Below are 24,680 nucleotides of genomic sequence, written 5' to 3'. Positions count from 1 at the left end.
TGTTATAGAAAAACCAGCTTAAAAATGATATAATATAAACAATATTTAATTGGTGAAGGGCTTTTACATGGCAAAAGAAACAAATACTTTAAAAGAACGTTTATTTTCAGCGCTGCAAATAGCGCCGCTGAAAAACACGTCGAGTTTGCTTATCGCAAACATCGCAGATTGTATATGCGCTATCGCGTACGAATGCAACAGTTTCCAAAGTTGATACTTTGTTCAACTGTTGCATTTTAAGGAAGGCATAAAATGGCACGATACGAACTTGGCGCAATTTACGAAATAGATGCAGGCGAAAAATCCTATTATGCCCGCCTTTTAAATTGTGATTTGTATGGAGTATTCGAACCTGTTTTCGGTGAAATATCCGAAGAAGCATTTGAAAATACACCGTATCGCCTGTATATTTCTACCGGTAGTTATGCAGTAAAAAGAGGCATTTGGAGAAAACTTTTTCCTTCGCCCGATAAAACGGATGTTGAACGCTGGAGCCATCCTCTGCATTTAGTTGTATTTACACCTTGGGACATTGAAGGAGCCCTCAACCGCCGAACTTCATTTGACAAATACGGCCATACTGAAATACTTGATGAAGAAACATATGTTCAATGCCTTAAACAGGGATTTGTTTCAATCATTCAACCTATGTATGAAAAAGTCCCTCAGTTCCTCAATAATTATTACGATGATTGGCCTACAAGTGAAATTTACAGCAACGTTCTAATCGGCACCGGCACGCCAGAACATCAACAAAAACAAATGAACAATTTAAAGAAACTCGGATGTGATGTTTCGAAATATTAAAATAGGAGAAATAAAATGCTGACACTGAAAGAATTAATTAAAAATCAAAAAAAATTTAATGAAAGATTCTTTGCGGAAGTGTCGGATAAACTATGGGAAATCGGAGAAATAGAAGAAATTAAAAATCAAACCGATGAAGACTTATTTCTTTTTCATATTGCCGTTAACATCATAGGAAATTGGAAGGGTGACGGTTGGTGGGAATTTATCTGTAATTATCCGCAGCTTATCCGGTATGTTCCCGACACATTGGCAGCATTAAAATTATCCGATATGAAAGCGGCCTTTGAAACCGTAATAAAATGTTTCCCTGAAAATACAGTTTTTGAAGATTCGAGTACCTATGTAGATACGGTCAGTTTTCTCCAAAATGTCAGATTCAAAATAAGCGATACATATTTAAATTCGATTCCTGCAGATAAGAGAAAAGAAATGTCCGAGGCTTTACATAAAAGCATTGATGCTCTTGAATCCTTGACGAATAAACGCTGGGCTTATGATGCAAAAGATGACGGTTGGTTAGACGTAATTAATTTTATCGAAGAAAAGAAATAACGAAGAAAATGATAATGCACTATATCGGAGAATTAACAACATAAATAATAATTTGACAAAATGTGATAATGAAGATGATACTTATAAATTTAATGTACCGAAAAAATACATGAATTATTTAAAGATTAAAAGAGAGGTGCTTAGCACTTCGAGAAATAGGTAAACAAGGAGTTAGTTATGATAACAATCGGAAACATCGGAAGATTTGAATCTATACCGCAAATTTTAAATGATGTACTAAATGAAAATATTTCTGCATTGGAAGAACATCTAATAAAGGGATGGAAGCTTAATAAAGAAATCAGAGTAGGCAAATACACCGATCTCTCTCCTTTGGATTTTGCATTGATAATGGAAAAGTTTCAATCTATAAAATGGCTGACGGAAAAAGGAGCAAGCCTTAATGCAAAGGAGCATCCAAGTTTTCTTCTCGCAGTGAGATATTGTAATGAAGAGGTGATAAGGTATCTTGTTTCCCATGGAGCAAAGATAGATGTAACAAACAACGTAGGTTCGGAAGCTTTTTTAGAAGCGTACTATGGTGAACGCTTTGACAATTTTTTGATTATACAAGAACTTGGGCATACCGCAGCAAAATACGGCGGACAGCTCTTGCGCCACGCGGTTTCTGACCGTAATTATAAAGTTTTAGAATTTCTAATTGAACATGGAGCAGATATTAATTACAATAAGTCCGACATGTTATATTCCAATCAACCGACTCCATTGTGTGTAGCTGTAAGATATGTTGATTTGGAAATGTGTACATTTTTAGTAAAGCATGGAGCGGACGTTACGATTGCCGAAAAAGACGGCATGCGTCCATATAGCATAGCCTTGGAAAAAGGCGATGAGGAAATGGCGGAATATTTTAAATCATTAGAGCCGTCCGAGTTTCATCAAACACAAAATAAATTAGATGAATTAAAACCGTATAAATTGCCAAAAACAATAATTGAATTTTTAACCGGTGAAAACCTACACTTTGATTTAGCGGATTCCGACTTTGGATATATTGACTTCTTCAAACTGATTGATACTATTCCGTTTAAATTCGGCAGACAAAAATTATTAAGACTCTCCCGCTCTCTCGGAGATTACAATGATATTTATATTGTATGGAATCCTAAAACAAAAAAGATTGCAAGCTATGATATGGAGCATGAAGAGCTCATCGATTTGGCAAGCTTTGATGATTTTATAGGAGATATGACAAAATACATGAATTTGATTTTTGAATACTGAGTGAAAAAGCTCAATAAATATAAAACGCATAGTCAGATATTTCTATAATATAGATGAGGAGACGATAGATTGGGGAGATTAATTTTTATTTTGCTGCTTTCCGTTTCAGGACTGATTTTTTTAACAATTATCTTTGGAATGTATATTTATATGAAACGGACTGTTTCCGGTGGAAAATCATTGATGGAAGAAGCAGTAAACGAACAGACCGATACTACAAAAATGGAGCTCAGTGAGTTTTTAGTATATGCCTCTTCGATACTTGGGGCGGTATTATTTGCCTTACAGGTGATAAAAAAGGGCGGTTCAGGATTCTCCAATTTGGCAACATATATCATTTTGCCTCCGGTTATGGCTCTCTTTAACGCACGAAAGCGTACCGGAAGAAGCATTTTTATATTTGTGGCGATCGCAATATTTTCACTTTATATATTTATGGTATATATCATAATCAGTGTTCCGGTGAAGGCTCCGGTTTTTACGATTAACAGCACAAAGATTAAGATGGCACATACAACTGTTGCCGATATAGTTGCAGACGGATTCGATATTTATGTAAAACAGACTAATCCTTCCGGCAGAGATTATAAGAATCTACTTTCCGGTGCTGCTTTTAAAAAATATCCCGTTGATCGGAGTATTCTCGTTGAAAAAGGATTCCAAAGAAATAATACTGCTATACCTTATGCTCATTATCTTCTTGTAAAAGATGGCCTTGTGATCGGGAGCATCGGTTTTTACGGTCATAAAAAGCAAGATACGGTATTAGAGGATTGTAAAATCATTCATTTAAAAATTGACGAATACTGTATCTCCGATGCAAGAGAAAATTCAATTCGTTATTGGCTTGATGATGTTGAGCTGCTCGTTCCATTGCAGCGAGAAACATTGCAAAAAATATTCGATAAAAAACTGTGGTTAGTACCGCCAAGAAATACGAGAGACATAACTCAGCTGCACTACGGCATTAAATGGTCAACTGGAAGCGATCATCTCTTTTGGAATGAATACTTTGCTTATATTCATTTTAATGAAAGCAATGACATGACCGGTTTTGAGATTTCAACCGAAATAGCACGTGATTGGAATGAATGAGAGAGTGCTCAGTCGTTATAATCCCCCATACACAAAGCCGTGCCGTATTTTTTTCTTGCAGTATGATAAGCGATTCGAAAGATGCAAAAATTACAACCTGCATGCCAAGCGTAATCCGAGACTACCTGCATGAAAATCGGGAGTATAAAAGAGCCTGATCGGCAGCACTGCGGTATATATATCGGTATCTATACCGCCGATCCGGTAGGCCGGTAAGCTAACCGTATGTGCAGGGTTTACGTCGTATTCTCCGTATCCGAGGGTATCGTCCGTTACGGCAGGAATGGTTATCATCGTAAACGATACTCCATTTACCCTATAAGTCTTACCGGCAAGCAGTATGTCTGCATTTTCGGCATTTACACCGGCACTGCCGCCTGTCATTACAATAAGTGCCGCTCCTAAAAATAATGTTTTATTCAATTTTCTTGCCTCTGAACATATCTATAATTTATATTTCGGTTTTATAATACTGCTTTAATTTTAACTATCTTTGCCGCTTGTAAAATTGCTTCATCACGGTTTAATACCATCTTACATCCTTCACAATAGTCTATTTTTATTTTATCGCCCATGTCGAAATACAGATTACGCTCGTCACTGTCGCCATATATGCTGGAATAGTTTATAGCTTACCTCCTATCAACATCTTTAGCCGTAGCATTATCCTTTTTATAAATTCTTGGCGACAGTTTTATCACAAAGCCACGCCGTATATTTTTCTTGTGGTATGATAAGTGATTCGATGCCTCCGTTTTCTACTAATGTTAGTCTTATATGTAAGTCGCCGTCTTTCCATTTTATAAAGTCTATCTCGTCATATACATCATAATCTCCGTCAAGACAAGAAATTATATCAATAAACGTGGGAACTTCACTGATCGGATTATCAAACGTAAAGAGCTGCACACTATTAGGACAAGCCCAATAGCATCCGCATACAGCCAGTATATTGTTTATGGGATTATAATATACATCCGTCCAAATAAATGTTTCTCCCGTATTAAGAGAATAGTCCGGAAAAAAGTGCATTATTTGCGTAGTTTCAATATCCAATACACTATATCCGTACAAATCCTGCCTAAAAAGTAAGTAGTCTTTACCGTTTTTATGTGTTATGAGCCGATAAAACTCAGCAGAATTATCAATACAATACCACGTTTTCAATAATATGTTATTATTAAAAAAGGAGCATGCGCTTCCTTTCAAATTGTATTTACCTGTACTTCCTACATATCGGTTTATATCGATACGATATTTCCCTGTTCTTCCTACGAACTCCATAACTTCTTTCTCATCATAATTTTCTTGTGTAAATAGCGGCATTGCTTCTTTTACACGATTTTGATATATATTCGTATTCACTGCATTTGGCATAAACAGCTCCTTTTTTTAAAGTGTTGATGATTAGTTAATCAACAGATATCTTAAAAATACTCGGTTTGATTTTTAAAAGTACCCCAAAATTGCCTTCAACATTCTTGTAGAATATTCTGCATTTTATAATCTATCTTCTATTTTATATTATAGCTTTAACACTGCGATAAGTTCTTCCCCATCCATATCTCCTGTTTCGACAAAACCGAATGAGTTATATAGTTTACGCGCAACCTGATTTTCAGGTTCATAAGACAACCAACAATATTCAGCTTTTCCGCAAGGAAAAGTCTTAACAAAATCTAGAGCCAATTTAACTGCTTCTTTTCCAAATCCATTGTTTTGATACGCTTTATCAATCATCAGACGCCAAAGATTATAATTCCCTTTTGCTATTTCAGGTGCATCAATCCAATAGTCATGAACATCAAAACCGATCATCAAAAATCCGACCGGTGTTTCATTGTCATATATCCCGAATGGAAATGCATAACCATTTGTGGTGATTGCAATGTAGGCTTCAATGATGCTTATATCGTTGGCAGCAACAAAGCTTTTCTGTGTTTCCGATACCTGCAGTTTCAGAATATCCCAAATGTTTTTCCCGTTTACTTTTTCCAAATGAAGCATACTATATCCTTTATGACTTAAATTTATTCTGCAATATTAATTCCTTTCTTGATAAGTTTTTTCTTTGCTTTTTCGGAAATATAAATAGCAGTACCGTCAATAAGTTTTAAGTTTGGAAACTGTGCCAACTCTTCATCGGAAATAGACTTAATATCAAATAAACTACCCTCGCCATCCCATTGCGGAATAAGCTGCATATTAATTTCATTTCCGCCATCAAGAAACAGCTGTGTTACCTTTGGGGCCAATTCAGCAGGAATTTCCAATTGCTGAAACCAGCTTTTTACTTCAGGTATCATTTTATCGTAGTAATCATCGGGATCTATTTCTTTTTTTGCATAATCATTGCAAAAATCATATACATCAAATTTCGGTTTAAGCAGTTCTTGTTTGTACATCAGCTCTTGGATAACAGCAAGTTTAAAATTGAAGTTTGTAAATGTTAACATTTCACCTTCCGCCTTTGGCAGCGCCCATTTACCGCTTGACGCCCTCGGCGGTTTATACCAAAAACTTATATCCCGTATAGGTTCAGGTTCGGCACGTACCAAATCGGCTATCTCATCGGTTTTTGATTTTCTCAAACGCTCCTGAAAAGATATTGCGCCCAGAACCGAGTTTAATTTGCTCGACAATGAGCAATTTATTTTCCAATTTTCCACTTTCATTTCTAAAAATATATGAGCATCTCTCAATGTTTTTTGAGGTATAGCTTCCAAAATAGTTTTACCGTTTATCGTAAAAATGCCGGGAAACACCTGCTTGGGATTTACATCGAAAAACGAAAATTTTACTTTTTTCTCCCATTCCTTATCTTCACATATTCTTATGTCTAGTTCGCTGATACGTCCTTTGGAAACAAAACTTTTTATTCCCATATTATCCCAGATATATATTTCCTCTAAATTATCTTTACTTACTGTTCCATCAGGCGGCTTACGCAATACTTTTCTATATTCACCGAATTTCTCCGCAAGAATATCTATTGATAGGTTTTCAATAAACTCATCATTAATATACAAACCGTTTTTAGTTAAATTGATATGAAGTTTCTGTTGCGGCATAGCCGGCTGTTTATCCTGTTTATTTGATTCCCTGCTTTTTATAATACTCATTTTATAACTCCTTACCATATAATATTTCTTTAATAGCTCTTATGTCAATTTTATACCATGTTTTGTTAACATACATAAGCACATACCATAATTGGATTTTTACTTCACTGCCATCACTATATCGTATTACTATTCTTAAATGAGGTGCAGTCATTTTAAACATCTTTCCGTCATTACTCTCATCATCATATTTTGCAGTATTTAAAATATCAGTTATTATTTTTATATCATCATGTTTAATTCTTCGTAAGGCTGTATCCGTATTATCGGAAAACTGCATTGATACAATTTCATCAGGGCTTATAATACATTGTTTTAAAATAGTCATAAAGCTGTCCTTTCCATCAGCAGATACTGTAAAAGTAATGAATATAAATATACAAAATGCAATTACTTGTTTCATTCTTTCCTTTATTCGTGCGGAGGGTTTAATACCCGCCGTCCTTGGCAACGCTCTGCGTCGGGGTTATTGATTACAGCATGTTCACAATTTCAATCGTATTTTCAGATTGAAGCAGGCTGAACAGTTGTTTATAAGCACTTATGATTTTTTCTCTATTTTCTTTATCTGACAAACCTAAAATATAGCAATCGCTATTTGTATCGATAAGATATAATACCTTGTCACTCATCGAAGCAAGTCTACGGAAAACTTCCGGCGGTTCAAATTCCGTATCTTTATCCAAGTGAAGCATATTCGCTTTTATTTTTTTTGCTAATAGATTGTAACCGTATACAATATCTCCCACCTCCGCCTTCCAATCGAACATTACCAAATAGTTCAAATCTATAAAATCGTTTATCAAAGAGACACAAATATCTTCTTGCTCTAATGCTGTATGGTATATTTTCTTGGCTTTTTGCGGAGATATGCCGAGTAATTTGCAAAGCGATAAAAAAGTTTGTTCCGTATCGGCAGGTAAGCTTTTGTTCCGGCAAGCAAGTTTTTCTTTTGCCTCCCAAATACGTCTGTCTTCTTCTTCAAGTATTTTTATTTGCAGTTGTCCGTATTGTGTTAAAACCGTTTTTATATTCTCAATGATTTTTTTATCAAAAATAGGGTTGTTCTTTCCTATAAAATTGAACCACTCTTGTCCCTCCTCGCCTGTGATGTCATAATCATAAGAAACAATTTCACAACGCTCTCCGATTCTCACAACGGCAAAGATTTCATCTTCACAATAATCAACCATACAGATACTTTCGGGTATAAATGCTCTATGGCCGCCATTCTCGTAAAAGCGATTGGTGTATTTTGAGCTTTTGAGTGAAATACAATCAAAAATATTTTGTTCTTTAATTTGTGTCTCTATCATTTCTTGAGCCTGACTCGAAAACTTTGCGTTGTTTTCCAATATCTGCCGAAAGAGTTGTATATCAAATGCCGACCCACCTATGAGTTTTTCATCTTTGTAGTACACCCACGACACAGTTCGGCCGATATTTTTTCCGTTCATATTCCATTCCTTTTTTTATTTATGAATTCACATTGCATAATGCTATTTCTTTTAGTCCTCTATCATAAAACGAGGTAAGGCATATTTCGCCTGAGATGTTTTCGAGCCTGTGTTTGGACATTCCTCTTGGAAAGGTAATATCGGAATATTCACGTGTGCTGAGTGAAAAAATTTTTTGCTTGCCTTTCCAATCATCGGTTTTAAAAAGAGGAGTCATTATCACATATTGAGAATCAGTAAAGCATCCGTTGATGCCGCCTTTTTTACCGCCTTTTTTTAAGTCATCTGATTCGATAAATTTTTTGATTACTTTCCCATCTTCGGAAATACTTGCAAGAGCATAATAATTCATTCCCCACTTATTAACCGATGTTTGGCTGTCGCCCGGAATAAAGGCATAGATTTCTTTATCCGATATTTTAATGCTGTCTATTTTAGGTGCCTCGCCGCATCTGTCATCTTGATGTGTAAATACCTTTTTATCTATTGTAGAAAAACATTTCCATTCGGCAGATTTTGCAGCAGCATCAAATTCCAAAAGAGCAAAATATCTTGCATCCCCGCAATAAAATTCATTTTCAAAGCAAACGGGAATTGTCTTGCTGTCGGATATATTTTGAAAATACCTCTGTTCAGCCTTCTCCGGTACAATGTTATACCTTAGTAATGATTTATTTTTTATCGGAATTATTTCCGGAGAGGAATGAATGCCGGAGTAATACCGCACTTCTTTTGCCGAAATGATGAGTCCGAACCCTTCTGTATATCTGAAAAGGACAGAATAATCTCTGTTTGACATTGGGGGATATTCAATCGGAATCTTTTTTATGCCATCGACAGAAAGCGCAAGGAGGTAAAATTTATCCCAATCGCTTTTCACGCCTGTAGTCAGAATTATAGCAGTTCCATCCGGCAACAAAACAGAGCCATGCACAAACGAAAGCTCACTATCCAATTCCCATTTTTTCAATAAACTTAATTTTAGGTTCTTCATATTTTTATCTTCCTTATTTGTTTCAATATACTTAATCCTTTCAACCGAGCTTCTTCATCAACTAATCCTCTTCCTTTCATATTCTATTGTATCATTTTTCCTTATCGTTTTTAAGAGGGGCGATGAAAATCTGACAGTAGAAAAAACACCTTAAAAAGGATAGAATAGTGTCAAATATGTAATGAAATGAGAATTGTGCATGGAATGTAGTTATGGAAATGTTGATTATCGATATTTAAGGAATGACTTATCAATCGATAAGCCGGAACGTTCTGCCAGTGCATTATTTTCACAAAAGAGATACAACAAAGAAATACGGAAGAGAAACGATATGAAGCATATGGATTGGGATAATATGCATACAAGATTGGAGGCGCTATATATTTTGGATAATGCTTTGACTGACCCGTCGGAAGACGACTTGCGATTGGTAAGAAAGAAGAAACTCGACTCGAATCTCAAATATGTTATTGATAACGGAGCAGGAGATTCGTTATCTGTAATCTTTACGGAAACAGTGGTGTTGGTAAAAGGCTTTGCGCATGAAAACAGTCTGAACCAATTTGCTGCCGACGAATGGAATCAAAGTATTATAGACAAGATGTACGAAGGGCTTGACGAGAAATTGATGAATCTTTTTTCAGTAGACGAAAGGGCGGAAACGACATTTTTCATTTGGTATGATGGGGAAGTTCACCAAAATCAAACGGATGAACATGATGGAGGTTATTGGCTATTGGGATATGCTTTCGATTCGTATGAAAGATTTCGAGAATTTGTTACAGAATATTACTCTATGAAATTCGATGATAATTTGTTGAGAAAACTATATACGGATTCCGTTTTATCAGATTTTGAATTATCGGAATTGATTGCAGGATGAATAGATGTATTTTACAAATCGTTCAGAGAAATGAGAGGAGGAGCTGAAAATGTCTGTAATCAATTGGTATTATCGTGTGATAAAACGACGGATGATATTGTGAAATGGTTACAAGGAATTTTCAAATAAATCAGCATTGAATGACATATACTATCAGTGAAAGGGAGATAACAAATGCTAAAGATCGGAGAAAATCATACGTTTGAAGATGACTGGAACGGAAGACAGAGCTGTCTGATGTATTTAAAAGAAGATGAATCTGCATCATGGTCAGTGGATGTCGGATTTGCTAAAGGTAATTTTAGGGGCGAAACAATAGCACCTTCTATTTGCATAAATTGGATAGGTACAAACAAAAACTCAGCAGCAGAATTAATTGGAGAATCCTTTTCTGTAATGACAATAGAAGAAAGCGATGACAGAGAAGATTCATTTTATATTTATGAACACGAACCGATGGTTTCATACAAATTAAAAATTCTTGAAATAAGGAATAGCAAGGCTCATATCCAATGCAGCGGAATATTAATAGTGGATGGATATACTGAACCCTATGAACAGGAAAAATTTGAAATCGATAGTTGGATACCTGTTATTGAATCGGTTAAGGACTGGGAAAAATTCGGATTATAGGAAAAGTTAGGCGAGCAGAGGAACTATGAACGAGATTGAGAAATATAGAATATTGAGTGCAGGAAAAGCCTTTGGTCACCGTGCCCAAATTGCTTTGTTGTTGCTTGATAGCCGCACAGCCTATGAAGAACTTAAAGAGGAAGCGGCACAAACTTCAGTTGCCGGAAGTTATGGTTGTACCGGAGGTTTTCCATCCGAAATACTTGAAAGAATAATAACAGAATTGATATGCCGCGATAGCCGTGATACATGGTATTTGCCTGACAATGTAAAATTTTGGGACAGGCGTTTCGGCAGTCTGTTTGAGACCAAGTTTTTTTGCTATGATGATGATGTAGAAACGTGGAGTAAGATACTTTACAAATTCTTTGTAAAACTCAAGTGGATGCCGAAAAGAGAAGATTATACTTCAACAAAAAGCTATAATAACGTTTGGGGATATTTTGCAGAACTTTTAGCGGTTGTAAAACAAAATAATCATCCCGAATTTGATAAGTATTATGAAATTGCAATCAAAAACGAAATGAATGCAGTGATTTTGGAAAGAAAGTTAAAAGAACTGTCTGAAATAAAACAGTCCTTTATCGAGTTTAAAACAATTTGAACTAAAAAACGAATTTGATGAATGATGGATTAGTCGCATTTATAGTAGTGAACTGACTGTTATGTGAATATGGGAGAATAATTATGAATTACTATAATTGGAATGCAAAATAAGATTGATTTATTAAACCGAATGTCGTGGTATGATAATGATTACTGAATGGATAGAAAGAATAAAGCGAAAACACAATTGTAAAGCACATTTTGGAAATGATAGTTTTCAAATGAAAGACTGTATCGTAGCTCCGGTCCACCTGATTCCGGAGGAGATTTATGATAATCAAGAGTTTGATTTCTATATCAAAACAAAATATGATGTTTACCTGCTCCGTATTATAAATAATGAATCTAAGTGCGGGATTATTTATCCGGCAAAACTAAATAGTATTATATATATTGTAAGCAATTTACCTATTAGTAAAAACAATATAACCGAATCTATTCAAAAAACATTAAATCGATTAGAGGAATATGGCTTCCCAAATTTAAAGAACTCAAAATGCAAAATCGCATTTCAAATGGAGTAATAAATTGAGCACTTACACAATGAAAGAAAAAACTTTGGTTACTCTTAAAGATGAAATATCTTTTGAATATCCGTTTTCTGATGACATGCCTATGGTTTACTTAGGCGAGATAGCTAATATGCCGGAACATGGAATTTTTATAGGTCAATCCGGAAAATGTTATTTTGGATATCATATTTCAAATTTTAAAGAATTAAGCGAAGAAGAAGTATAAAAATATTAAGACAGATTGATTGGAGGACTTAATGGAATTAATTGAATACATGCGGCTAAGAAATAAAATGACACAAAAAGAATGGGAAGACTCTTTTGAGAAAAAGGAAAGAGAGATTATTGTTCTAAGACACGAAGGCGGCGGCGGAAGTTTGAGAAACGGTTTTTGGGACTGGGCTGCTTATTTCTTAGCTTATGTGGACTGTGAAACAGGTGAGCTGCATAAAGAAGAAGGGCGTATAGTATATCCTGTCACAGACAAAGAAAATTTACCATATCAATTTGAAGACGAAACCATTTACAAATTAAAGGTGCATGCAAAGCTTCCTGAGGAAGTTCCAAACGGTGTACTACCTGCAAAAAAACATTTTTTAGTTGTGGAAGTTCTTGAAAAAAATGCGGCTTGTAAGGAATTGGAAGAAATACTTGCAGAGTATAGAAAACCTATAATTTTACAAGATGATATATTAGGTGAACTGATTTATGATAAGCCTCTTAAAAGTTTTCAAGGAAGTATTATTTGGCAGGATAGAAAAATAAATATTATATTAGATGTAGATAAGGATAATAAGGGTGAAATAACAAAGGCGAAAAAAGCTCTGAAAACAATGGTGTCAGAGCAGGCAAAATGGGATGCAGACCTGCGTAGTTTTGCTGCAAAAAAGCTTACTAAACTCGCCTGCGAATGGGCAGAATCTGATGATGAAACTTCTGAAATTACAGAAGAAAGTTTTGCAAAAAGAATTAGCCTCAGTTCAATTTGTATGATATCAGGCGGTTCATTTTCTGCCTATTTTGATGATGCCGACCTTTTCTTCGGGCATTGTATAACAGTATGCGGAAGCTTAAAGAAGGGGATTATGTCAGCCGATATGGAAGGGTAAGAAAATATAAGGAGAAGTGATGGAATTTATCATAGCTGAGGAGGGTGCTCCTCAAAGCATATGCTGTGAAGAGGCAACGATAGCATATTATGGGAGTGAGATAGAATTTCATTATGAAACAGTGCCGCCGCATGGAGATGATATTTTTTCTGCAAAATTACCGCTGTTAGATATTAAACTTCCATTTTGGATATATGGAAGAAATCTTATATTTTTAGATGCGTATTATTTACTGGCGGAAACGGTAAAAAAAGGCACTTGGGATCCCATAACAAGCATGCTTATCAATATCCATACGGGAAAGTATGCAAGTTTGGAACACTGGTACAACAACATATCGGTTAAGGAAAAAGAAGTTGAATTAAAAAATGATTATGACGGAAAATCTATGGTTTTAAAAGATGTTAATGGGCTTAAGTGGGTTTAGAAATATAAAATATACAAGTGTCAAATACTTTTGATACCCACATAGTACAATGGAAACTTAATAATTTTGGATTATAACTAAGGAGAAGACTAATGGCAAAGAAAAGAATTACCTTACCTAAAAATTTTGATGAACTGATTACAGCAGGAGATGTTAAAGCTCTTAAAGCTGTCTATGATAAATGTGAGCTTACCGCTCATAACGGTAGATACAGCCTCAATACGGCGCTTCATTATGGCGGTGTTCCTGATGAGCTTGTTATCTGGCTGGTAGAACAGGGTTTAGATGTGAATACTCCTGATTATTATGGGCGTACGCCATTATATAAACATGCCACTCTGGGCAGAGATACTGTAAAACTGCTGTATGAATTAGGAGGAGATATACAAAAACCTGATACATATGGAAGTACCCCTCTGCATACGGCAGCAGGATTTTTCCGCCCTAAGATAGTAAGTTTTTTGATTGAAAAAGGTGCAGATGTTAATGCAAAAAATGATATGGGACGAACTCCTTTAGCCGAAGCCCTTGCTATTTGCAGAAATAGTAATATTGTACAGGCAGCGGAAATTGCAGAAATGTTAATAAAGGCAGGTGCTGAGATAACGACTGAAATGGCGGAAAGAGTTGAAATAATCGGTAAGGATTTTGAATTTCACAGAGAAAACTTTAATAAAGATTACTTGGCTGAAACAGAAGCGGGACTCGAGAAACTCTATACACTGTTTGATGTAAAGCCTGCTCCAAAACGTAAGATACATGACGGCGTTTCTCCTATTATTGTAAAGACAGGTTCTTGGAGAGAACAATACGATGAACTTTGGGAGATGCTGATTCCTTCAAGCGGAGCTGCAAAAACAGTACAAGGCGAAGTTATCCGTATAACAGGCAGGGTGCAGGATGAGCTATATAGAAACGGCGGAGTAAACTGGGATAAAGATTATAGAAATATGCTTAATACCCTGCCAAATCATTTTGCTTCAGGCACACCGCTTTCTGAGGAAGAACTGGAAGAGACCAAAGAGCTTATTTCAAGCATACGTGCAAACGGTGGTGATGAAGACGCTATAACGGAGCGTTTGTGTGAACTTTCAGTTCTCTGGGTGCTTTCAAATCCGACACCTATTCCTTTAGGAAAAACAAATTATAACAGATGATTGAGAATATAAACTTATAAAAATAGTTCTTTGAGGCGGCAAAAATAATGAAGCGCCCTTCATATTGAGTTTTGGGGAGCATAATAGTATAATAATTACAATAAATGCTCCCCAATGGAGAAATAGATAATGCCAACAAACTATAATGAAATACAGGAATTCCTTAAGGTTCGCGCCGATCTTCATGCCAGATTAAGTTTATTGCCGTATGACGGTACACCTGAAATTAAAGAACGCGGCGATGGAAAATATTTATATGTTAGAAAGCGTGTAGCCGGTAAACAGACATCGACATATGTAGGAGTCTATACAGAGGAGTTATATAACCTGCTTCTCCGTAATGCAAAAGAAGTACGAAAAATAAGAAAAGAACTTAGATATGTAGAAACAAAACTTGCTATTGCCGGATATTCGGAAGATGAACTATCTTCCAATGTTATGGCAAATATTGCATTTGCAAGGGCTAATATAAAAATAAATATCTATGATCAAGCTGTCTTGGAGGGAATTGTAACATCTTTTCCACAAACAGAAGAAATTATAGAAAACGGAAGGGTTTCCGGCATGATAGCAACTGATGTGCAAAAGATTTTGAACTTGAAACATGCTTGGGAGTTTATTCTAGATAAAGATGTTATTGCAAGTAGATCAGACTATTATATGCTGAGTCATATTGCAAAACTTGTAAATGAAGGTTTTTTTGCAGAAGGCGGCCGCATTCGTGGTGTTCCGGTAACCATTGGAGGCTCATCTTATGTTCCGTCTTTACCGAATGAAGCAGATGTTAAAGATAGAATTCAAAAGATTACCGAGGAGAATGATGATGTGATTAATATTGCTATCAAATTATGTCTTTATTGTATGAAGACGCAGATATTTCTTGATGGTAATAAAAGAGCCTCTGTTATTTTTTCAAATCATTATTTGATTTCTCATGGCGGCGGTTTTATTGTAATTCCGGAAAAGGAAGTTCCTGAGTTTAAGAAGTTATTAGTAAAATATTACGAAGGAGAAGACATATCCAATATTACCGGTTTCATGAAAGAACGCTGCTGGAAAACAATTTAATTAATATGACAGGAGATAAAAAAAATTGCAAAATATATTTTGGCTATTCCCTATTATTTTTATGCTTCATGAGATGGAAGAAATAATAGGATTTGGAATATGGTTAAATAAAAATATAGATATAGTCAGAAAATATAATAAACTTTATGTGCTATATCAAAATTTTAGCAATGAAGGTTTTTCGATAGCTGTTTTAGAAGAATATTTGCTCTGTATAATCATAACCGGTGTAAGCATTTTTTTCAGAATATATATCGTTTGGATTGGGGCATTTATTGCTTTTTCATTGCATTTGCTTGTTCATATAATCCAAAGTATTATTATTAAAAGATATATTCCGGCATTAGCATCAAGTATAATTCTTTTACCGATAAGTGTATTTCTACTAAATAAAGCAATTTATACTTTTGAATATACATTCTTTAGCATAGTAATTTCATCTGTATTATGTGTTATTACAATGTTACTTAATTTAATGTTTGTGCATAAAATAATGAAAAAGATAACTGAAATAGAAGAAGGTAAGAAAATGGTTTGTGATGATACCGCAAAAGGATATTTGGCTATAGACGATTTGCTGAAAGCATTGGAGAAATAAAATGGATATGAATCAATACTTGCAAGAGACTACAATGCTGGATTTTTCAAATCCGAGCATTCAAAAATTAATAGAAGAAAAACATTGGAAAGAACAAAATAAATTTGACAGCCTTAAAGCTATTTATAACTTTGTAAGAGATGATATCGCATTCGGGTATAATACAGATGATGATATCAGCGCATCTAAAGTTCTTAAGGACGGATACGGTCAATGCAATACAAAAGGAACACTCTTCATGGCTTTGTTACGTGCCTGCGAAATTCCTTGTCGAGTTCATGGTTTTACCATAGACAAACAATTACAGAAAGGAGTAATGAGCGGATTTGTTTATAAAAATGCGCCGCAGAATATATTTCACAGTTGGGTTGAAGTGTATTTTGAAGATAAGTGGTATGAACTTGAAGCCTTTATACTGGATCAAAAGTATTTATCAAAACTGCAAAAACAATTTGCAAACTGCACCGGTTTTTTCTGCGGTTATGGTGTTGCGGTAAAAGATTTTCGGCATCCAATAATTGATTTTGACAGGAACAACACGTACATACAAAGCGAAGGAATTACTCAAGATTTTGGAGTATGGAATTCTCCTGATGAATTATTGAAACATCATCATCAGGAAGTGTCAGGAATAAAAGCCTTTGCTTACAAACATTTAGGAAGGCATTTGATGAATTGCAAGGTAAAGAAAATAAGGAATACCTGAATTACGGGTTATTAAAGATGGGAAAGAAACCTCTGACAGATAACTATATTACATTCAGACTCTATGTGCCGCTCGGTATAATGACTCTCTTAATCGTTATGTTGTTTTTTCATAGGCATCATACACTTAGATACTTATACATCATCAACTTCTTCTGCTTACTTGCGGCTGTATTCGTCTATTTTATTTTCAGAAAACATCCTGTAGGATATGAGTATCCTAATTTATACAGGGAATTTTATCACTGAAAAGCGGATAATGTATAATTAAAGGAGATTATGTGAAATGGCAATAGACGGTGTAAAAATTATAGACAGTGACGATGGGTATGACATTTACAATACTATAGTAGAACGATATAAAGACGGTGAAAATATCGACACAATAATTGAAGATATTTTAAATGACGAGAATAATTTTTGTATAGATTCATTTTACACGGAGATTTACTGGACTGCATTCGCTTATTCTTTGTGGAATGTCGGACATTTGTCTGAGAAGATAAAGAATAAGGCATTAACAATAATTGCAAAAGGTGCTGATGATTTCTGGCTTGAAATTGACGGCAAAGCTTTAAAGCAAAGACAGAAGGCTCTTGATAAACTGGCAGTACAGCTGCAAAGTGAAAATCAGAAACCGATTAAGGTACCGAAGGCAAAAATTAAACGAAATCCGTATTTTAACGTGGGAGAAGTGCTTGCAGTTAAATTTGAGAATGAGTACGGCGTCGTTTTTGTTTCAGATGTTGACCAGACACCAAGAAAAATAGAATATCATTTAGCTTGTACGCGCTTGCTGCAAAAAGATGAGCCGACTATGGATGATTTTTTGAATAGCGAAATTGCCTGCAAGAAACAAAATACGAAATATGCTCTGGATACGGATTGCTGGTTTAATCACAAAGATTTAGGACTTCTATTAGATAAACTTGAAAAGATAGGTGAAGTCGTTTTTGAAGATTATTCTTTAGGACTATTAGCGCCTGCGCATACATTGGAGAATATATACGAAGAAATTACCGCCGACAAGAAGATTTGGCATCTTCGCTTTATAGAAACCTATCATTTGATAAAAGAAATTAACATAATATAGTAGATACATACATGATGAAAAAATTTGAATTTGTGGCAGGAACACCAAAAAGCGACATGATTATGGGACTATGCTTTCCGATAGGCTTTATGTTTCCTATATTACTAACATACCTGCTGTTATTTTATTCTGGAATGATTACTTACAAAGTTCATCCGCTATTTAAATTTTTAGTGTTTTTACCTGCATTTGTTATATCATATCTTATTATAAAAAAAATTCGTAAAAGTGTAGCAAAAAAATTTATTGTTTATATCGATAAGCTTAATATAAGAATTTTAGAAAATGAAAAAGAAATTATGGCCGGTAAAATCTCATTTTGTAAAATCAAATCGAATCATGACAAATTGGTAAAGGTTGATATAGGAATTGATAATCGGAAAATATCATTTATATCAAGACCGAAAGAATACAAAACAATTACAGGCGCACATCCTTTAATCATTTCGGGATAAGCGATATATCAGACATGGCTCAATTATTGACTTTGGAAAAGGTGGTACAAGATCTTATTGAAAAACAAGAGGAAAATTAGATTGACTGGCAGAAATGAATAGCGCATGTTTACATCTCCCTAATTCATCCATTTTTTCATTATTTCAGTAAAATCGGAAATCATTAAATTAAAATCATAATTCAGTATTTTCTTTTTTTGTTTTTCTGCAATAGTTTTAAGCGCAATTAAAAAATACTCTGCCAGTTTTTCTTTTTGCTGACGATGTGTTAATCGGCTGAATTCTTTTTCAAAATGTATAACTACATTTATCTTGCCTGTATCTGCTCTAAATGGCCCGTATTGAAATCGGGGACGCAAGTAATATCCGTTTTCGGAAATCTCTTCTTTTGTGTATAATTTCTGTAATTCTTTTGCGGCTTCTTGATTTGATAATTTGCGTCCCGATTCATCGATGACATAGTTTGTTTTACAATGAGCATTATCATAATAGCTGAAAGCACATTTCAATAAAATACAATTTACGGCTTTGCCGTATTTTTCGGGACGCATTTTTTTATTTAATTCGTCCTGAAGTTTTTCTTTAATGCTTTCTATAACCGGTTTTGAATTTTCATAACAGTTTGATATTGTATGCACAATCCAAACAGGATTTTTAGGAATCCAATTACGTTGACTTTCAATTTTTATGTCTTCTATATTTCCTGTTACGGAGTAATTCCAACATACCGGTTGTTTTTTGTCTTTGCCGTCGGGAGAGGGGTAATAGGAAGTTCTACCCTGTTCCATCGTAAATCCCGTTTTCCTTTTTGACCATATTGCCTCGACAAACCGGAGCTCTCCAAATCTGTTGCAAAAAAAGGTACGGGGATTACCGTTAAAAAACACACCTCTTGACGCTTCCACAGGTTCATGGTTTCCCCAGCCGATTACGGCAAGACATTCACAAAGCCGCACCGCCTTGTTCCACTCCGAGACGCTTTTATAATCCGCATATTTTAAAAACTCGGCAAAAAGTTTTTCACGTATGTTTTCAATAGAGTTTTGAGAATGTAAAAAATCTTCCAGCTCCGATAAGTCGTTAATTGCATAAATTTTGTTCATATTTGCCATCCTTGTCTTTCGGATAGTCCATACCGACAGGCAAATAAGGGGTTCCTAAAAACTTGGAACTTTTTATATCCGTTGTTTCACTGTCGTTTAGGGCTGTCGCAAGAATTTCGACAGAACGCTGCCTGTATTTTTGTAAAGCGGTTTCGTATTCTTTCAGAAAATCAGGAATTTGTTTCATGATTATACTCCTTATATTTAATCCTTACTTAAAAATCTGACAGCCGATTTGCGAGCCTTTTCTATTTTTACCGCATCTTCATTTTCAACAGCGATAGACGATATCCATTTTTTACCGAATAAACTTTGTGCCGACTCTATCATTACGCCGCATGCAAAAAGGTCTTTTTCCACAGCGATTGCCTGTCTAAAAACATCTTTTACATCCGGGAGTATTGTTTGACTATGCAGTCTGTTACATGATAATTGCCATAGCCCAGAAGCTGACCATGCACGGCAAAGACTATCCTCGTCGTGAAGCATTCTGTCATTAAAAATACCAATCTCTTGTGCTGTCCCAACCCACCCGACAGCTATCAACGCTTTCCGCCTCAGAACACAGTCCTTCGTATTTGTAAGCGAAACAAGTATCGGCACAAGACGATTGCATACAGCCGTATAAAAATCGCGATGTTTCAACCTTACAAGAATTTCGGCAATGAGATAGGCGGTGAAGACCCGTATTTTTTCGGTTGAAGCTTTGTTTATAGCTGCAAAAAGAAAATCAATTCCCGCTAAATCGTGTTTATCGAAACTGTTACCCAAATGCAACGGATCATCTCGCTCCCAGTCTTCGCAAATCAATTCGTAATGATAAGCAATCTCATTACTGCCGCCTAAATCGGCTATAAAACCGATACATTCGCTAAGAGGAAAACCGGCTCTTTGTAACTCGGCATACTTTTTTTGCAAATCTTCTTTTGTAATATTTTGACGGCGTAACCGCTCCGCTTCAAGTTCTTGTAAAATCTTTTCCTTCCTTTAACATATCTTCAAAAAAAGGGAGAGGGTCTGCATGCTCCATTTTTAAATTATGAATATAAGAATTGTTTTGCATACAATATCACTCCTTGCATATTTTTAGCAAATTGCGTTTTACAGCTTATATCTTTCCATCATATCAATCAGTACCGAGGCTGTATCAATTTCTTGTGAAAGTAAATCGTCAAACTCTTCTTCAAGCTCATCTTGTCTGTCACAAATCCATGATAAAAATTCTTTTGATTTTTCATAGTTTTGATGAATAAAATAATATTCACCTAAAATACATTTTGCAGATGTAACACTGGCAAGATCATCATCGAGTTTGATTACTTTATTCAAAGTTTCCAAGGCTTCATCATACAATTTTTTATTTAGTTGAAGCATACCCTTTTTTAGATATAATTCTCCGTTCATATTTTATCCCCTTATATTTATTCTATCATCTTTCAACCGTTTTTGTAAGTGTTGTAATTATATCGTCCAGTGTTTCAGATATGGAATTAAAGCCGGCTTTTTTTGCAGCCTTAGGAGTTTTTTTCAATGAAAATGATACGGCTTCTTTTAAAGCTTCTACATCTTTTAGTGAAATAAGATTTTCCTTCGCCACAGCATTCCCAAAAGAGTCTGTAATAATTTTATCATCATTCAAAAGTGAATAACAATTGCGAATCATTATGCCGATATGAGAAAGTGTTATATAATCCCGTTTTTTCTGCATAAGCTCTATGATTACAGGCAAAACTTCGGAAGTTTTCTTTAAATACCAAAGCAGGCTTGCTGCAGCTTGCCGTACAGAGGCATCTTGATGCCCTAAAAATAATCCTCCGAGCTCACGAGCCTTTATTTTGAATTCTGTGTTTCCTTTTTTTGCGATAAAGTTTTGAGAATCTTTTACCAAATAAGCTAAATCAATATAACGTTCACAATATGTTTTAATCAAAAATAAATATTCCCATAACAGTTTCGAATCTTTTTCGGATTTTACTATTTTAAAAAGTTTTGTGTAATTTTTAGTTTCAGAAAACCAATCTCTTATCGGATAGGTATTTTTCGTACCCGTTTCCAAACAAGAAGCTTGTCTTAAAAACTTTATCCCTTTTCTTCTCATACTAATATCGCTGCTTTGCGCTTGCAGCAATGCTTCATCTAATGCTTCTTTTGAATACTTTGCCATATTCTTAACTAATCCCTCTTAAACTTTTAAGAACAATTTCTTTAAACAGCTCGCCATCAAAATTATATCCGGCTGCTTTAAGCTTTTTTTCAATAATTCCGCCTAACTGTATCAACGAGTTTTCCATGAATAGAATAAACTTTCTATCCACTGGAAGAACAGGTTCTAACGACCAATAGTTTTTATCGATACAAAACTCTGTCGTATATTCTGTCTTTGCACGGAAATATCGGGTTGCAGTAATACCCATTTTATCGCAATAAGAAGAAACATCTCCGCTGATATATACGTTGATTTTTATTCTATCTAGCCCTTCAAAAAATATTTTTTTAAAATGCTCTTTCAAGGAGTTTCTCATTTTTATTATCAATGAATGAACAATTTTCCCACCATCAACCTCAACCGTAATTTCACCGCCGATTACCGTACTCAAAATAACTTCCATATTGCTGTCTCCTCATATTTTATTCTATCATCTTTTAGCAATTTTGTAAGTGTACTATTCTTTTATATTGTTACCTTCCTTGCAAGATTATCAAAAACGCTGTCAAAAAAATAAAGAGAAAAAATAACAATAATGGGAATGATGATAAGTTCAATGTAGTATAGTTTAGCCGAAATTGTATTTTGTTGAAAAATTTTTATTTTTCTTGTAAGCTGACTAATAGCTAAAAATAAATTCGTTATTATAAACGATACTAAAAATCTATAACTCTCGATAACAATATCAAAAGAAAATGTAAGAGTTCCGGTAAAAACTCCTGTCTTTGGGAAATAGTACCCGATGATATACACCGCAATATTTAGCATGATGTAGTTCAAAAAAGTTTTAAGATATTTATTTTTAATTTTCGGAAATAAATCGGGAAGTCCGCCCCAAAGAGGAGCTGAATCATTATATCTTCTTTGTTTTATCAGTGTGAAAAATCTTGTGATTAACACTACATCGGCTGTAAAAATTAAAAAAGTAAAAATTACTATTACTGTTGTAGTTACAATTTTATTCATATTAATTTCTAAAGATATGCGGAAAATTTACTGTGAACACTTCCTGTTCTTTGGGAGAAAGATTCTCGAAGTCTTTATTCGTGCGGAGGGTTTAATACCCCGACGCTTGCGTCGTAATAAAGGGTATTAAAGCCGACTGCAACCACCTTATAGAACACACAGTGCGAAACGTTGAGCACTGTGCCCCGACGCTTGCGTCGGGGTTGTTGATTTATCCTTGCAAATATCTTTTTTGCAAGTTCATTTTTAGAATCCTCGGCTAAGTGAGTAATCGTTAAAATAATTGTGCCTTCCAAATAATTCGGAAACATCTTTTAATCCTAAAAATCCCGTGTTGTATCAAAAATTTCCAAGAGTTTTTCTTTATTGATAGATAGAGAAGGCGGTATTAAATCTAAAAGTTCTGTAAGAGCACAATAGATATCCTCTCTTTCTACTGTTTCAATAAAATATTTGCGTTTGTCCATCTTATTAAAGGCTTCAGTGTATGCCCTCACCAAAGCTTCGGCAGTCCGAGCAGCTTCGATCGGCGAGCTTTGTTCCAATTTGAGAATTTCGGCTCTTGTTTTTTTATATACATCTGCTGCTTTCTTGGCATTCGCTGCAGAAATATTTTCTTGTCCGTCCCATGAGCGGAACGGATTGTCAAGGTTCTGCGCCAACCATTCCGGCTTTCGCGGCTTTTGTATCCAAAGATCAAGCCCTTCTTCTTTTCTCTTTTTATAAAGCTGTTTAGCTTTTTTGGCTGCATTTTCCGGCAGGCTGCTCATCCAAAACCAATGTAAGTTAGGTAAACATTCCGGCTCCGGAATGTCTTCGGCAGAAAAACCGAATAAATCAACCGTGGTAAAGCCCTCCAATTTTGTAAATCGGAATAGCATAGAAAGGTTAGAAAGAATACCGGGTTTTCCCCATAGCCGCAATTCCTTCAGCATCGGGTATGCTTCTAGAATCTCGGCCATATCAAGTTCTGTAATCTCTGAGCAATGCAGTTTGCCCAAGTCTTTTAGACCCTGTATTTTAGGCACTATTTCAGTTGCTGTTAAAAGTAATAAAGCTCCGTTTTCAACAGCATGTATTTTACAGTTATTTGTTACTTCACCTAACAGAATAAGTTCTTCCAATTCGTTATTCAGATACAGTTCTTCCACGCCGTTCATATCAATAGAAAGTTTGTGCAAATGCGCATTGGAAAAATCCAATATTTTTTGCTGATGATTTTCAAGTACCAGCTCATCTAAAAACGGACATGATTGTAAATATTCATATAAACCGATATGCCATTTTTTACATGCCAAATAGGATAAGCATGGAAAGGCTTTTAATTCCAGCACATTTTCAAAAGGAACATCATCATGTATGCGATGTCTGGAAATCGCCATTTCTTTTCCGGCAAATATAATTTTTTCCTTACTGCTCTCCGCTTTTTTAAAAGCATCTCTTTGCTCTTTAGGAATCTCCTGCCATTTAAGTTGACGATATACTTCATATCCGTTTCCCCAAGACATTGCATAGGTATTTGTGCTTTCATCGGTTAATGGCTGCATATTACCGATTAACATATGGTTCGCAGGTACCATGACATCAACATTACAAAGATGCAGACCACGTTTCCAGTACATAAAGTCCTGATAAAGCGGCTTTAGTAAAGGTAACTCTTCCTCCTTGACAGGCTGTTCACCCGACCAATCTAACCAGAGCAGCACTGCTTTCGGTTTTTTCTCACCTTCCTCTATCTTGGTTATTTGGCACGCAGTATATTTTTTTAAATATGAATTATACACACAGTATACATCGCCGGTTTTCGCTCGCATAATTATGCCTCTTCTTCTTATATATTATTACATTTCAAAATTTTAATTTTGCGACAAACCATATTCGCTC

Annotated in this window: 33 protein-coding genes; 18 read left to right on the top strand and 15 right to left on the bottom strand. The window is 35.1% G+C overall.

From position 1 onward, the window contains the following. Positions 1-252 precede the first annotated feature (252 nt). The 4 genes from QI63_RS11910 (at position 253) to QI63_RS11895 (ending at position 3,702) form a co-directional block, all read left to right on the top strand. Positions 253-807 carry a hypothetical protein gene (locus tag QI63_RS11910; protein ID WP_044016699.1) on the top strand — a complete coding sequence of 185 codons (555 nt, stop codon included), beginning with the start codon at positions 253-255 and terminating at the stop codon, positions 805-807. 15 nt (positions 808-822) lie between these two features. After that, a complete protein-coding gene (locus QI63_RS11905) occupies positions 823-1,362 on the top strand; it encodes a hypothetical protein (RefSeq protein WP_044016697.1) in 540 nt (179 codons plus the stop codon). 177 nt (positions 1,363-1,539) lie between these two features. Then, complete coding sequence (locus QI63_RS11900) at positions 1,540-2,607, top strand: ankyrin repeat domain-containing protein (RefSeq protein ID WP_044016695.1); 1,068 nt, start codon at positions 1,540-1,542, stop codon at positions 2,605-2,607. A 69-nt stretch (positions 2,608-2,676) separates the two neighbouring features. Further along, complete coding sequence (locus tag QI63_RS11895) at positions 2,677-3,702, top strand: hypothetical protein (protein WP_044016693.1); 1,026 nt, start codon at positions 2,677-2,679, stop codon at positions 3,700-3,702. Between the two features lie 90 nt (positions 3,703-3,792). On the opposite strand, the gene QI63_RS11890 is transcribed toward QI63_RS11895, so the two are convergent. The 7 genes from QI63_RS11890 to QI63_RS11860 form a co-directional block, all read right to left on the bottom strand. Next, entirely contained in the window at positions 3,793-4,125 is a 333-nt protein-coding gene (locus QI63_RS11890; RefSeq protein WP_081984446.1) for a hypothetical protein, read from the bottom strand. Positions 4,126-4,374: 249 nt separating this feature from the next. Continuing rightward, complete coding sequence (locus tag QI63_RS11885) at positions 4,375-5,079, bottom strand: hypothetical protein (RefSeq protein ID WP_044016690.1); 705 nt, start codon at positions 5,077-5,079, stop codon at positions 4,375-4,377. Positions 5,080-5,226: 147 nt separating this feature from the next. After that, complete coding sequence (locus tag QI63_RS11880; protein ID WP_044016688.1) at positions 5,227-5,709, bottom strand: GNAT family N-acetyltransferase; 483 nt, start codon at positions 5,707-5,709, stop codon at positions 5,227-5,229. Positions 5,710-5,732: 23 nt separating this feature from the next. Continuing rightward, the gene (locus QI63_RS11875) at positions 5,733-6,824 is read right to left on the bottom strand and encodes a DUF6892 domain-containing protein (protein WP_044016685.1); all 1,092 of its coding nucleotides are present in this window, start codon (positions 6,822-6,824) and stop codon (positions 5,733-5,735) included. Between the two features lies 1 nt (position 6,825). Next, positions 6,826-7,227 (bottom strand): hypothetical protein, encoded by a 402-nt coding sequence (locus QI63_RS11870; RefSeq protein WP_044016683.1) that lies wholly within the window; start codon positions 7,225-7,227, stop codon positions 6,826-6,828. Between the two features lie 70 nt (positions 7,228-7,297). Next, positions 7,298-8,281, bottom strand: a complete 984-nt coding sequence (locus QI63_RS11865) for a DUF6630 family protein (RefSeq protein WP_044016681.1) — start codon at positions 8,279-8,281, stop codon at positions 7,298-7,300. 19 nt (positions 8,282-8,300) lie between these two features. Then, positions 8,301-9,275 carry a hypothetical protein gene (locus QI63_RS11860; protein ID WP_044016679.1) on the bottom strand — a complete coding sequence of 325 codons (975 nt, stop codon included), beginning with the start codon at positions 9,273-9,275 and terminating at the stop codon, positions 8,301-8,303. Positions 9,276-9,606: 331 nt separating this feature from the next. Between QI63_RS11860 and QI63_RS11855 the strand changes: the two genes are divergently transcribed. The 14 genes from QI63_RS11855 (at position 9,607) to QI63_RS11795 (ending at position 18,521) form a co-directional block, all read left to right on the top strand. Continuing rightward, positions 9,607-10,158 (top strand): hypothetical protein, encoded by a 552-nt coding sequence (locus QI63_RS11855; RefSeq protein ID WP_044017402.1) that lies wholly within the window; start codon positions 9,607-9,609, stop codon positions 10,156-10,158. A 174-nt stretch (positions 10,159-10,332) separates the two neighbouring features. Beyond that, positions 10,333-10,791 carry a hypothetical protein gene (locus QI63_RS11850; RefSeq protein ID WP_044016676.1) on the top strand — a complete coding sequence of 153 codons (459 nt, stop codon included), beginning with the start codon at positions 10,333-10,335 and terminating at the stop codon, positions 10,789-10,791. A gap of 25 nt (positions 10,792-10,816) precedes the next feature. Further along, positions 10,817-11,395 (top strand): hypothetical protein, encoded by a 579-nt coding sequence (locus tag QI63_RS11845; RefSeq protein ID WP_044016674.1) that lies wholly within the window; start codon positions 10,817-10,819, stop codon positions 11,393-11,395. A gap of 148 nt (positions 11,396-11,543) precedes the next feature. Beyond that, the gene (locus QI63_RS11840) at positions 11,544-11,921 is read left to right on the top strand and encodes a hypothetical protein (protein WP_044016672.1); all 378 of its coding nucleotides are present in this window, start codon (positions 11,544-11,546) and stop codon (positions 11,919-11,921) included. 19 nt (positions 11,922-11,940) lie between these two features. Next, positions 11,941-12,135, top strand: coding sequence for a hypothetical protein (locus QI63_RS11835; RefSeq protein WP_052185563.1), 195 nt, complete (start codon positions 11,941-11,943; stop codon positions 12,133-12,135). 31 nt (positions 12,136-12,166) lie between these two features. Next, positions 12,167-13,018 carry a DUF2262 domain-containing protein gene (locus tag QI63_RS11830; RefSeq protein WP_044016667.1) on the top strand — a complete coding sequence of 284 codons (852 nt, stop codon included), beginning with the start codon at positions 12,167-12,169 and terminating at the stop codon, positions 13,016-13,018. Between the two features lie 19 nt (positions 13,019-13,037). Continuing rightward, on the top strand, positions 13,038-13,445 hold the full coding sequence (locus QI63_RS11825) for a hypothetical protein (RefSeq protein ID WP_044016665.1): 408 nt from the start codon (positions 13,038-13,040) through the stop codon (positions 13,443-13,445). A 92-nt stretch (positions 13,446-13,537) separates the two neighbouring features. Then, a complete protein-coding gene (locus QI63_RS11820; RefSeq protein WP_044016663.1) occupies positions 13,538-14,602 on the top strand; it encodes an ankyrin repeat domain-containing protein in 1,065 nt (354 codons plus the stop codon). Between the two features lie 129 nt (positions 14,603-14,731). After that, positions 14,732-15,670, top strand: a complete 939-nt coding sequence (locus QI63_RS11815) for a DUF6788 family protein (RefSeq protein WP_044016660.1) — start codon at positions 14,732-14,734, stop codon at positions 15,668-15,670. 25 nt (positions 15,671-15,695) lie between these two features. Continuing rightward, positions 15,696-16,268 (top strand): HXXEE domain-containing protein, encoded by a 573-nt coding sequence (locus QI63_RS11810; protein WP_081984445.1) that lies wholly within the window; start codon positions 15,696-15,698, stop codon positions 16,266-16,268. A 1-nt stretch (position 16,269) separates the two neighbouring features. Beyond that, on the top strand, positions 16,270-16,974 hold the full coding sequence (locus QI63_RS11805; protein ID WP_200877757.1) for a transglutaminase-like domain-containing protein: 705 nt from the start codon (positions 16,270-16,272) through the stop codon (positions 16,972-16,974). A 17-nt stretch (positions 16,975-16,991) separates the two neighbouring features. Next, positions 16,992-17,222: an AzlD domain-containing protein gene (locus QI63_RS13555; RefSeq protein ID WP_144389688.1), complete on the top strand. Its 231-nt coding sequence runs from the start codon at positions 16,992-16,994 to the stop codon at positions 17,220-17,222. Positions 17,223-17,259: 37 nt separating this feature from the next. Next, positions 17,260-18,066, top strand: coding sequence for a hypothetical protein (locus QI63_RS11800; RefSeq protein ID WP_044016658.1), 807 nt, complete (start codon positions 17,260-17,262; stop codon positions 18,064-18,066). Between the two features lie 11 nt (positions 18,067-18,077). Then, positions 18,078-18,521, top strand: coding sequence for a hypothetical protein (locus tag QI63_RS11795; protein ID WP_235619715.1), 444 nt, complete (start codon positions 18,078-18,080; stop codon positions 18,519-18,521). Between the two features lie 119 nt (positions 18,522-18,640). On the opposite strand, the gene QI63_RS11790 is transcribed toward QI63_RS11795, so the two are convergent. From QI63_RS11790 to QI63_RS11750, 8 genes are all read right to left on the bottom strand, one after another. Further along, the gene (locus tag QI63_RS11790) at positions 18,641-19,624 is read right to left on the bottom strand and encodes a hypothetical protein (RefSeq protein WP_044016656.1); all 984 of its coding nucleotides are present in this window, start codon (positions 19,622-19,624) and stop codon (positions 18,641-18,643) included. Then, complete coding sequence (locus QI63_RS11785) at positions 19,602-19,811, bottom strand: YwqG family protein (protein ID WP_044016654.1); 210 nt, start codon at positions 19,809-19,811, stop codon at positions 19,602-19,604. The genes QI63_RS11790 and QI63_RS11785 overlap by 23 nt, the downstream gene beginning before the upstream one ends. A gap of 17 nt (positions 19,812-19,828) precedes the next feature. Further along, entirely contained in the window at positions 19,829-20,599 is a 771-nt protein-coding gene (locus tag QI63_RS11780; RefSeq protein ID WP_044016652.1) for a HEAT repeat domain-containing protein, read from the bottom strand. 126 nt (positions 20,600-20,725) lie between these two features. Next, a complete protein-coding gene (locus tag QI63_RS11775; RefSeq protein WP_044016649.1) occupies positions 20,726-21,028 on the bottom strand; it encodes a tetratricopeptide repeat protein in 303 nt (100 codons plus the stop codon). A gap of 25 nt (positions 21,029-21,053) precedes the next feature. After that, positions 21,054-21,788 (bottom strand): hypothetical protein, encoded by a 735-nt coding sequence (locus QI63_RS11770; protein WP_044016647.1) that lies wholly within the window; start codon positions 21,786-21,788, stop codon positions 21,054-21,056. A gap of 4 nt (positions 21,789-21,792) precedes the next feature. Next, positions 21,793-22,233, bottom strand: a complete 441-nt coding sequence (locus QI63_RS11765) for an Imm12 family immunity protein (RefSeq protein WP_002687024.1) — start codon at positions 22,231-22,233, stop codon at positions 21,793-21,795. 62 nt (positions 22,234-22,295) lie between these two features. Further along, on the bottom strand, positions 22,296-22,796 hold the full coding sequence (locus tag QI63_RS11760; protein WP_044016639.1) for a hypothetical protein: 501 nt from the start codon (positions 22,794-22,796) through the stop codon (positions 22,296-22,298). Positions 22,797-23,116: 320 nt separating this feature from the next. Further along, entirely contained in the window at positions 23,117-24,610 is a 1,494-nt protein-coding gene (locus tag QI63_RS11750) for a gliding motility protein (protein ID WP_044016635.1), read from the bottom strand. Positions 24,611-24,680: the final 70 nt, after the last annotated feature.

It is taken from the genome of Treponema sp. OMZ 838, from assembly GCF_000775995.1.
GTDB lineage: Bacteria > Spirochaetota > Spirochaetia > Treponematales > Treponemataceae > Treponema.
This window is presented reverse-complemented; position numbering and strand designations above follow the sequence as displayed.

What these genes read in the sequence shown, in the direction of transcription:
- QI63_RS11870 (WP_044016683.1), bottom strand. Translation starts at nt 7,227, where the DNA reads ATGAAACAAGTAATTGCATTTTGTATATTTATATTCATTACTTTTACA.
- QI63_RS11825 (WP_044016665.1), top strand. Translation starts at nt 13,038, where the DNA reads ATGGAATTTATCATAGCTGAGGAGGGTGCTCCTCAAAGCATATGCTGT.
- QI63_RS11760 (WP_044016639.1), bottom strand. Translation starts at nt 22,796, where the DNA reads ATGAATAAAATTGTAACTACAACAGTAATAGTAATTTTTACTTTTTTA.
- QI63_RS11910 (WP_044016699.1), top strand. Translation starts at nt 253, where the DNA reads ATGGCACGATACGAACTTGGCGCAATTTACGAAATAGATGCAGGCGAA.
- QI63_RS11855 (WP_044017402.1), top strand. Translation starts at nt 9,607, where the DNA reads ATGAAGCATATGGATTGGGATAATATGCATACAAGATTGGAGGCGCTA.
- QI63_RS11905 (WP_044016697.1), top strand. Translation starts at nt 823, where the DNA reads ATGCTGACACTGAAAGAATTAATTAAAAATCAAAAAAAATTTAATGAA.
- QI63_RS11800 (WP_044016658.1), top strand. Translation starts at nt 17,260, where the DNA reads ATGGCAATAGACGGTGTAAAAATTATAGACAGTGACGATGGGTATGAC.
- QI63_RS11830 (WP_044016667.1), top strand. Translation starts at nt 12,167, where the DNA reads ATGGAATTAATTGAATACATGCGGCTAAGAAATAAAATGACACAAAAA.
- QI63_RS11805 (WP_200877757.1), top strand. Translation starts at nt 16,270, where the DNA reads ATGGATATGAATCAATACTTGCAAGAGACTACAATGCTGGATTTTTCA.
- QI63_RS13555 (WP_144389688.1), top strand. Translation starts at nt 16,992, where the DNA reads ATGGGAAAGAAACCTCTGACAGATAACTATATTACATTCAGACTCTAT.
- QI63_RS11770 (WP_044016647.1), bottom strand. Translation starts at nt 21,788, where the DNA reads ATGGCAAAGTATTCAAAAGAAGCATTAGATGAAGCATTGCTGCAAGCG.
- QI63_RS11835 (WP_052185563.1), top strand. Translation starts at nt 11,941, where the DNA reads ATGAAAGAAAAAACTTTGGTTACTCTTAAAGATGAAATATCTTTTGAA.
- QI63_RS11865 (WP_044016681.1), bottom strand. Translation starts at nt 8,281, where the DNA reads ATGAACGGAAAAAATATCGGCCGAACTGTGTCGTGGGTGTACTACAAA.
- QI63_RS11795 (WP_235619715.1), top strand. Translation starts at nt 18,078, where the DNA reads ATGATGAAAAAATTTGAATTTGTGGCAGGAACACCAAAAAGCGACATG.
- QI63_RS11850 (WP_044016676.1), top strand. Translation starts at nt 10,333, where the DNA reads ATGCTAAAGATCGGAGAAAATCATACGTTTGAAGATGACTGGAACGGA.
- QI63_RS11860 (WP_044016679.1), bottom strand. Translation starts at nt 9,275, where the DNA reads ATGAAGAACCTAAAATTAAGTTTATTGAAAAAATGGGAATTGGATAGT.
- QI63_RS11885 (WP_044016690.1), bottom strand. Translation starts at nt 5,079, where the DNA reads ATGCCAAATGCAGTGAATACGAATATATATCAAAATCGTGTAAAAGAA.
- QI63_RS11875 (WP_044016685.1), bottom strand. Translation starts at nt 6,824, where the DNA reads ATGAGTATTATAAAAAGCAGGGAATCAAATAAACAGGATAAACAGCCG.
- QI63_RS11880 (WP_044016688.1), bottom strand. Translation starts at nt 5,709, where the DNA reads ATGCTTCATTTGGAAAAAGTAAACGGGAAAAACATTTGGGATATTCTG.
- QI63_RS11775 (WP_044016649.1), bottom strand. Translation starts at nt 21,028, where the DNA reads ATGAACGGAGAATTATATCTAAAAAAGGGTATGCTTCAACTAAATAAA.
- QI63_RS11750 (WP_044016635.1), bottom strand. Translation starts at nt 24,610, where the DNA reads ATGCGAGCGAAAACCGGCGATGTATACTGTGTGTATAATTCATATTTA.
- QI63_RS11815 (WP_044016660.1), top strand. Translation starts at nt 14,732, where the DNA reads ATGCCAACAAACTATAATGAAATACAGGAATTCCTTAAGGTTCGCGCC.
- QI63_RS11790 (WP_044016656.1), bottom strand. Translation starts at nt 19,624, where the DNA reads ATGAACAAAATTTATGCAATTAACGACTTATCGGAGCTGGAAGATTTT.
- QI63_RS11840 (WP_044016672.1), top strand. Translation starts at nt 11,544, where the DNA reads ATGATTACTGAATGGATAGAAAGAATAAAGCGAAAACACAATTGTAAA.
- QI63_RS11765 (WP_002687024.1), bottom strand. Translation starts at nt 22,233, where the DNA reads ATGGAAGTTATTTTGAGTACGGTAATCGGCGGTGAAATTACGGTTGAG.
- QI63_RS11785 (WP_044016654.1), bottom strand. Translation starts at nt 19,811, where the DNA reads ATGAAACAAATTCCTGATTTTCTGAAAGAATACGAAACCGCTTTACAA.
- QI63_RS11900 (WP_044016695.1), top strand. Translation starts at nt 1,540, where the DNA reads ATGATAACAATCGGAAACATCGGAAGATTTGAATCTATACCGCAAATT.
- QI63_RS11820 (WP_044016663.1), top strand. Translation starts at nt 13,538, where the DNA reads ATGGCAAAGAAAAGAATTACCTTACCTAAAAATTTTGATGAACTGATT.
- QI63_RS11845 (WP_044016674.1), top strand. Translation starts at nt 10,817, where the DNA reads ATGAACGAGATTGAGAAATATAGAATATTGAGTGCAGGAAAAGCCTTT.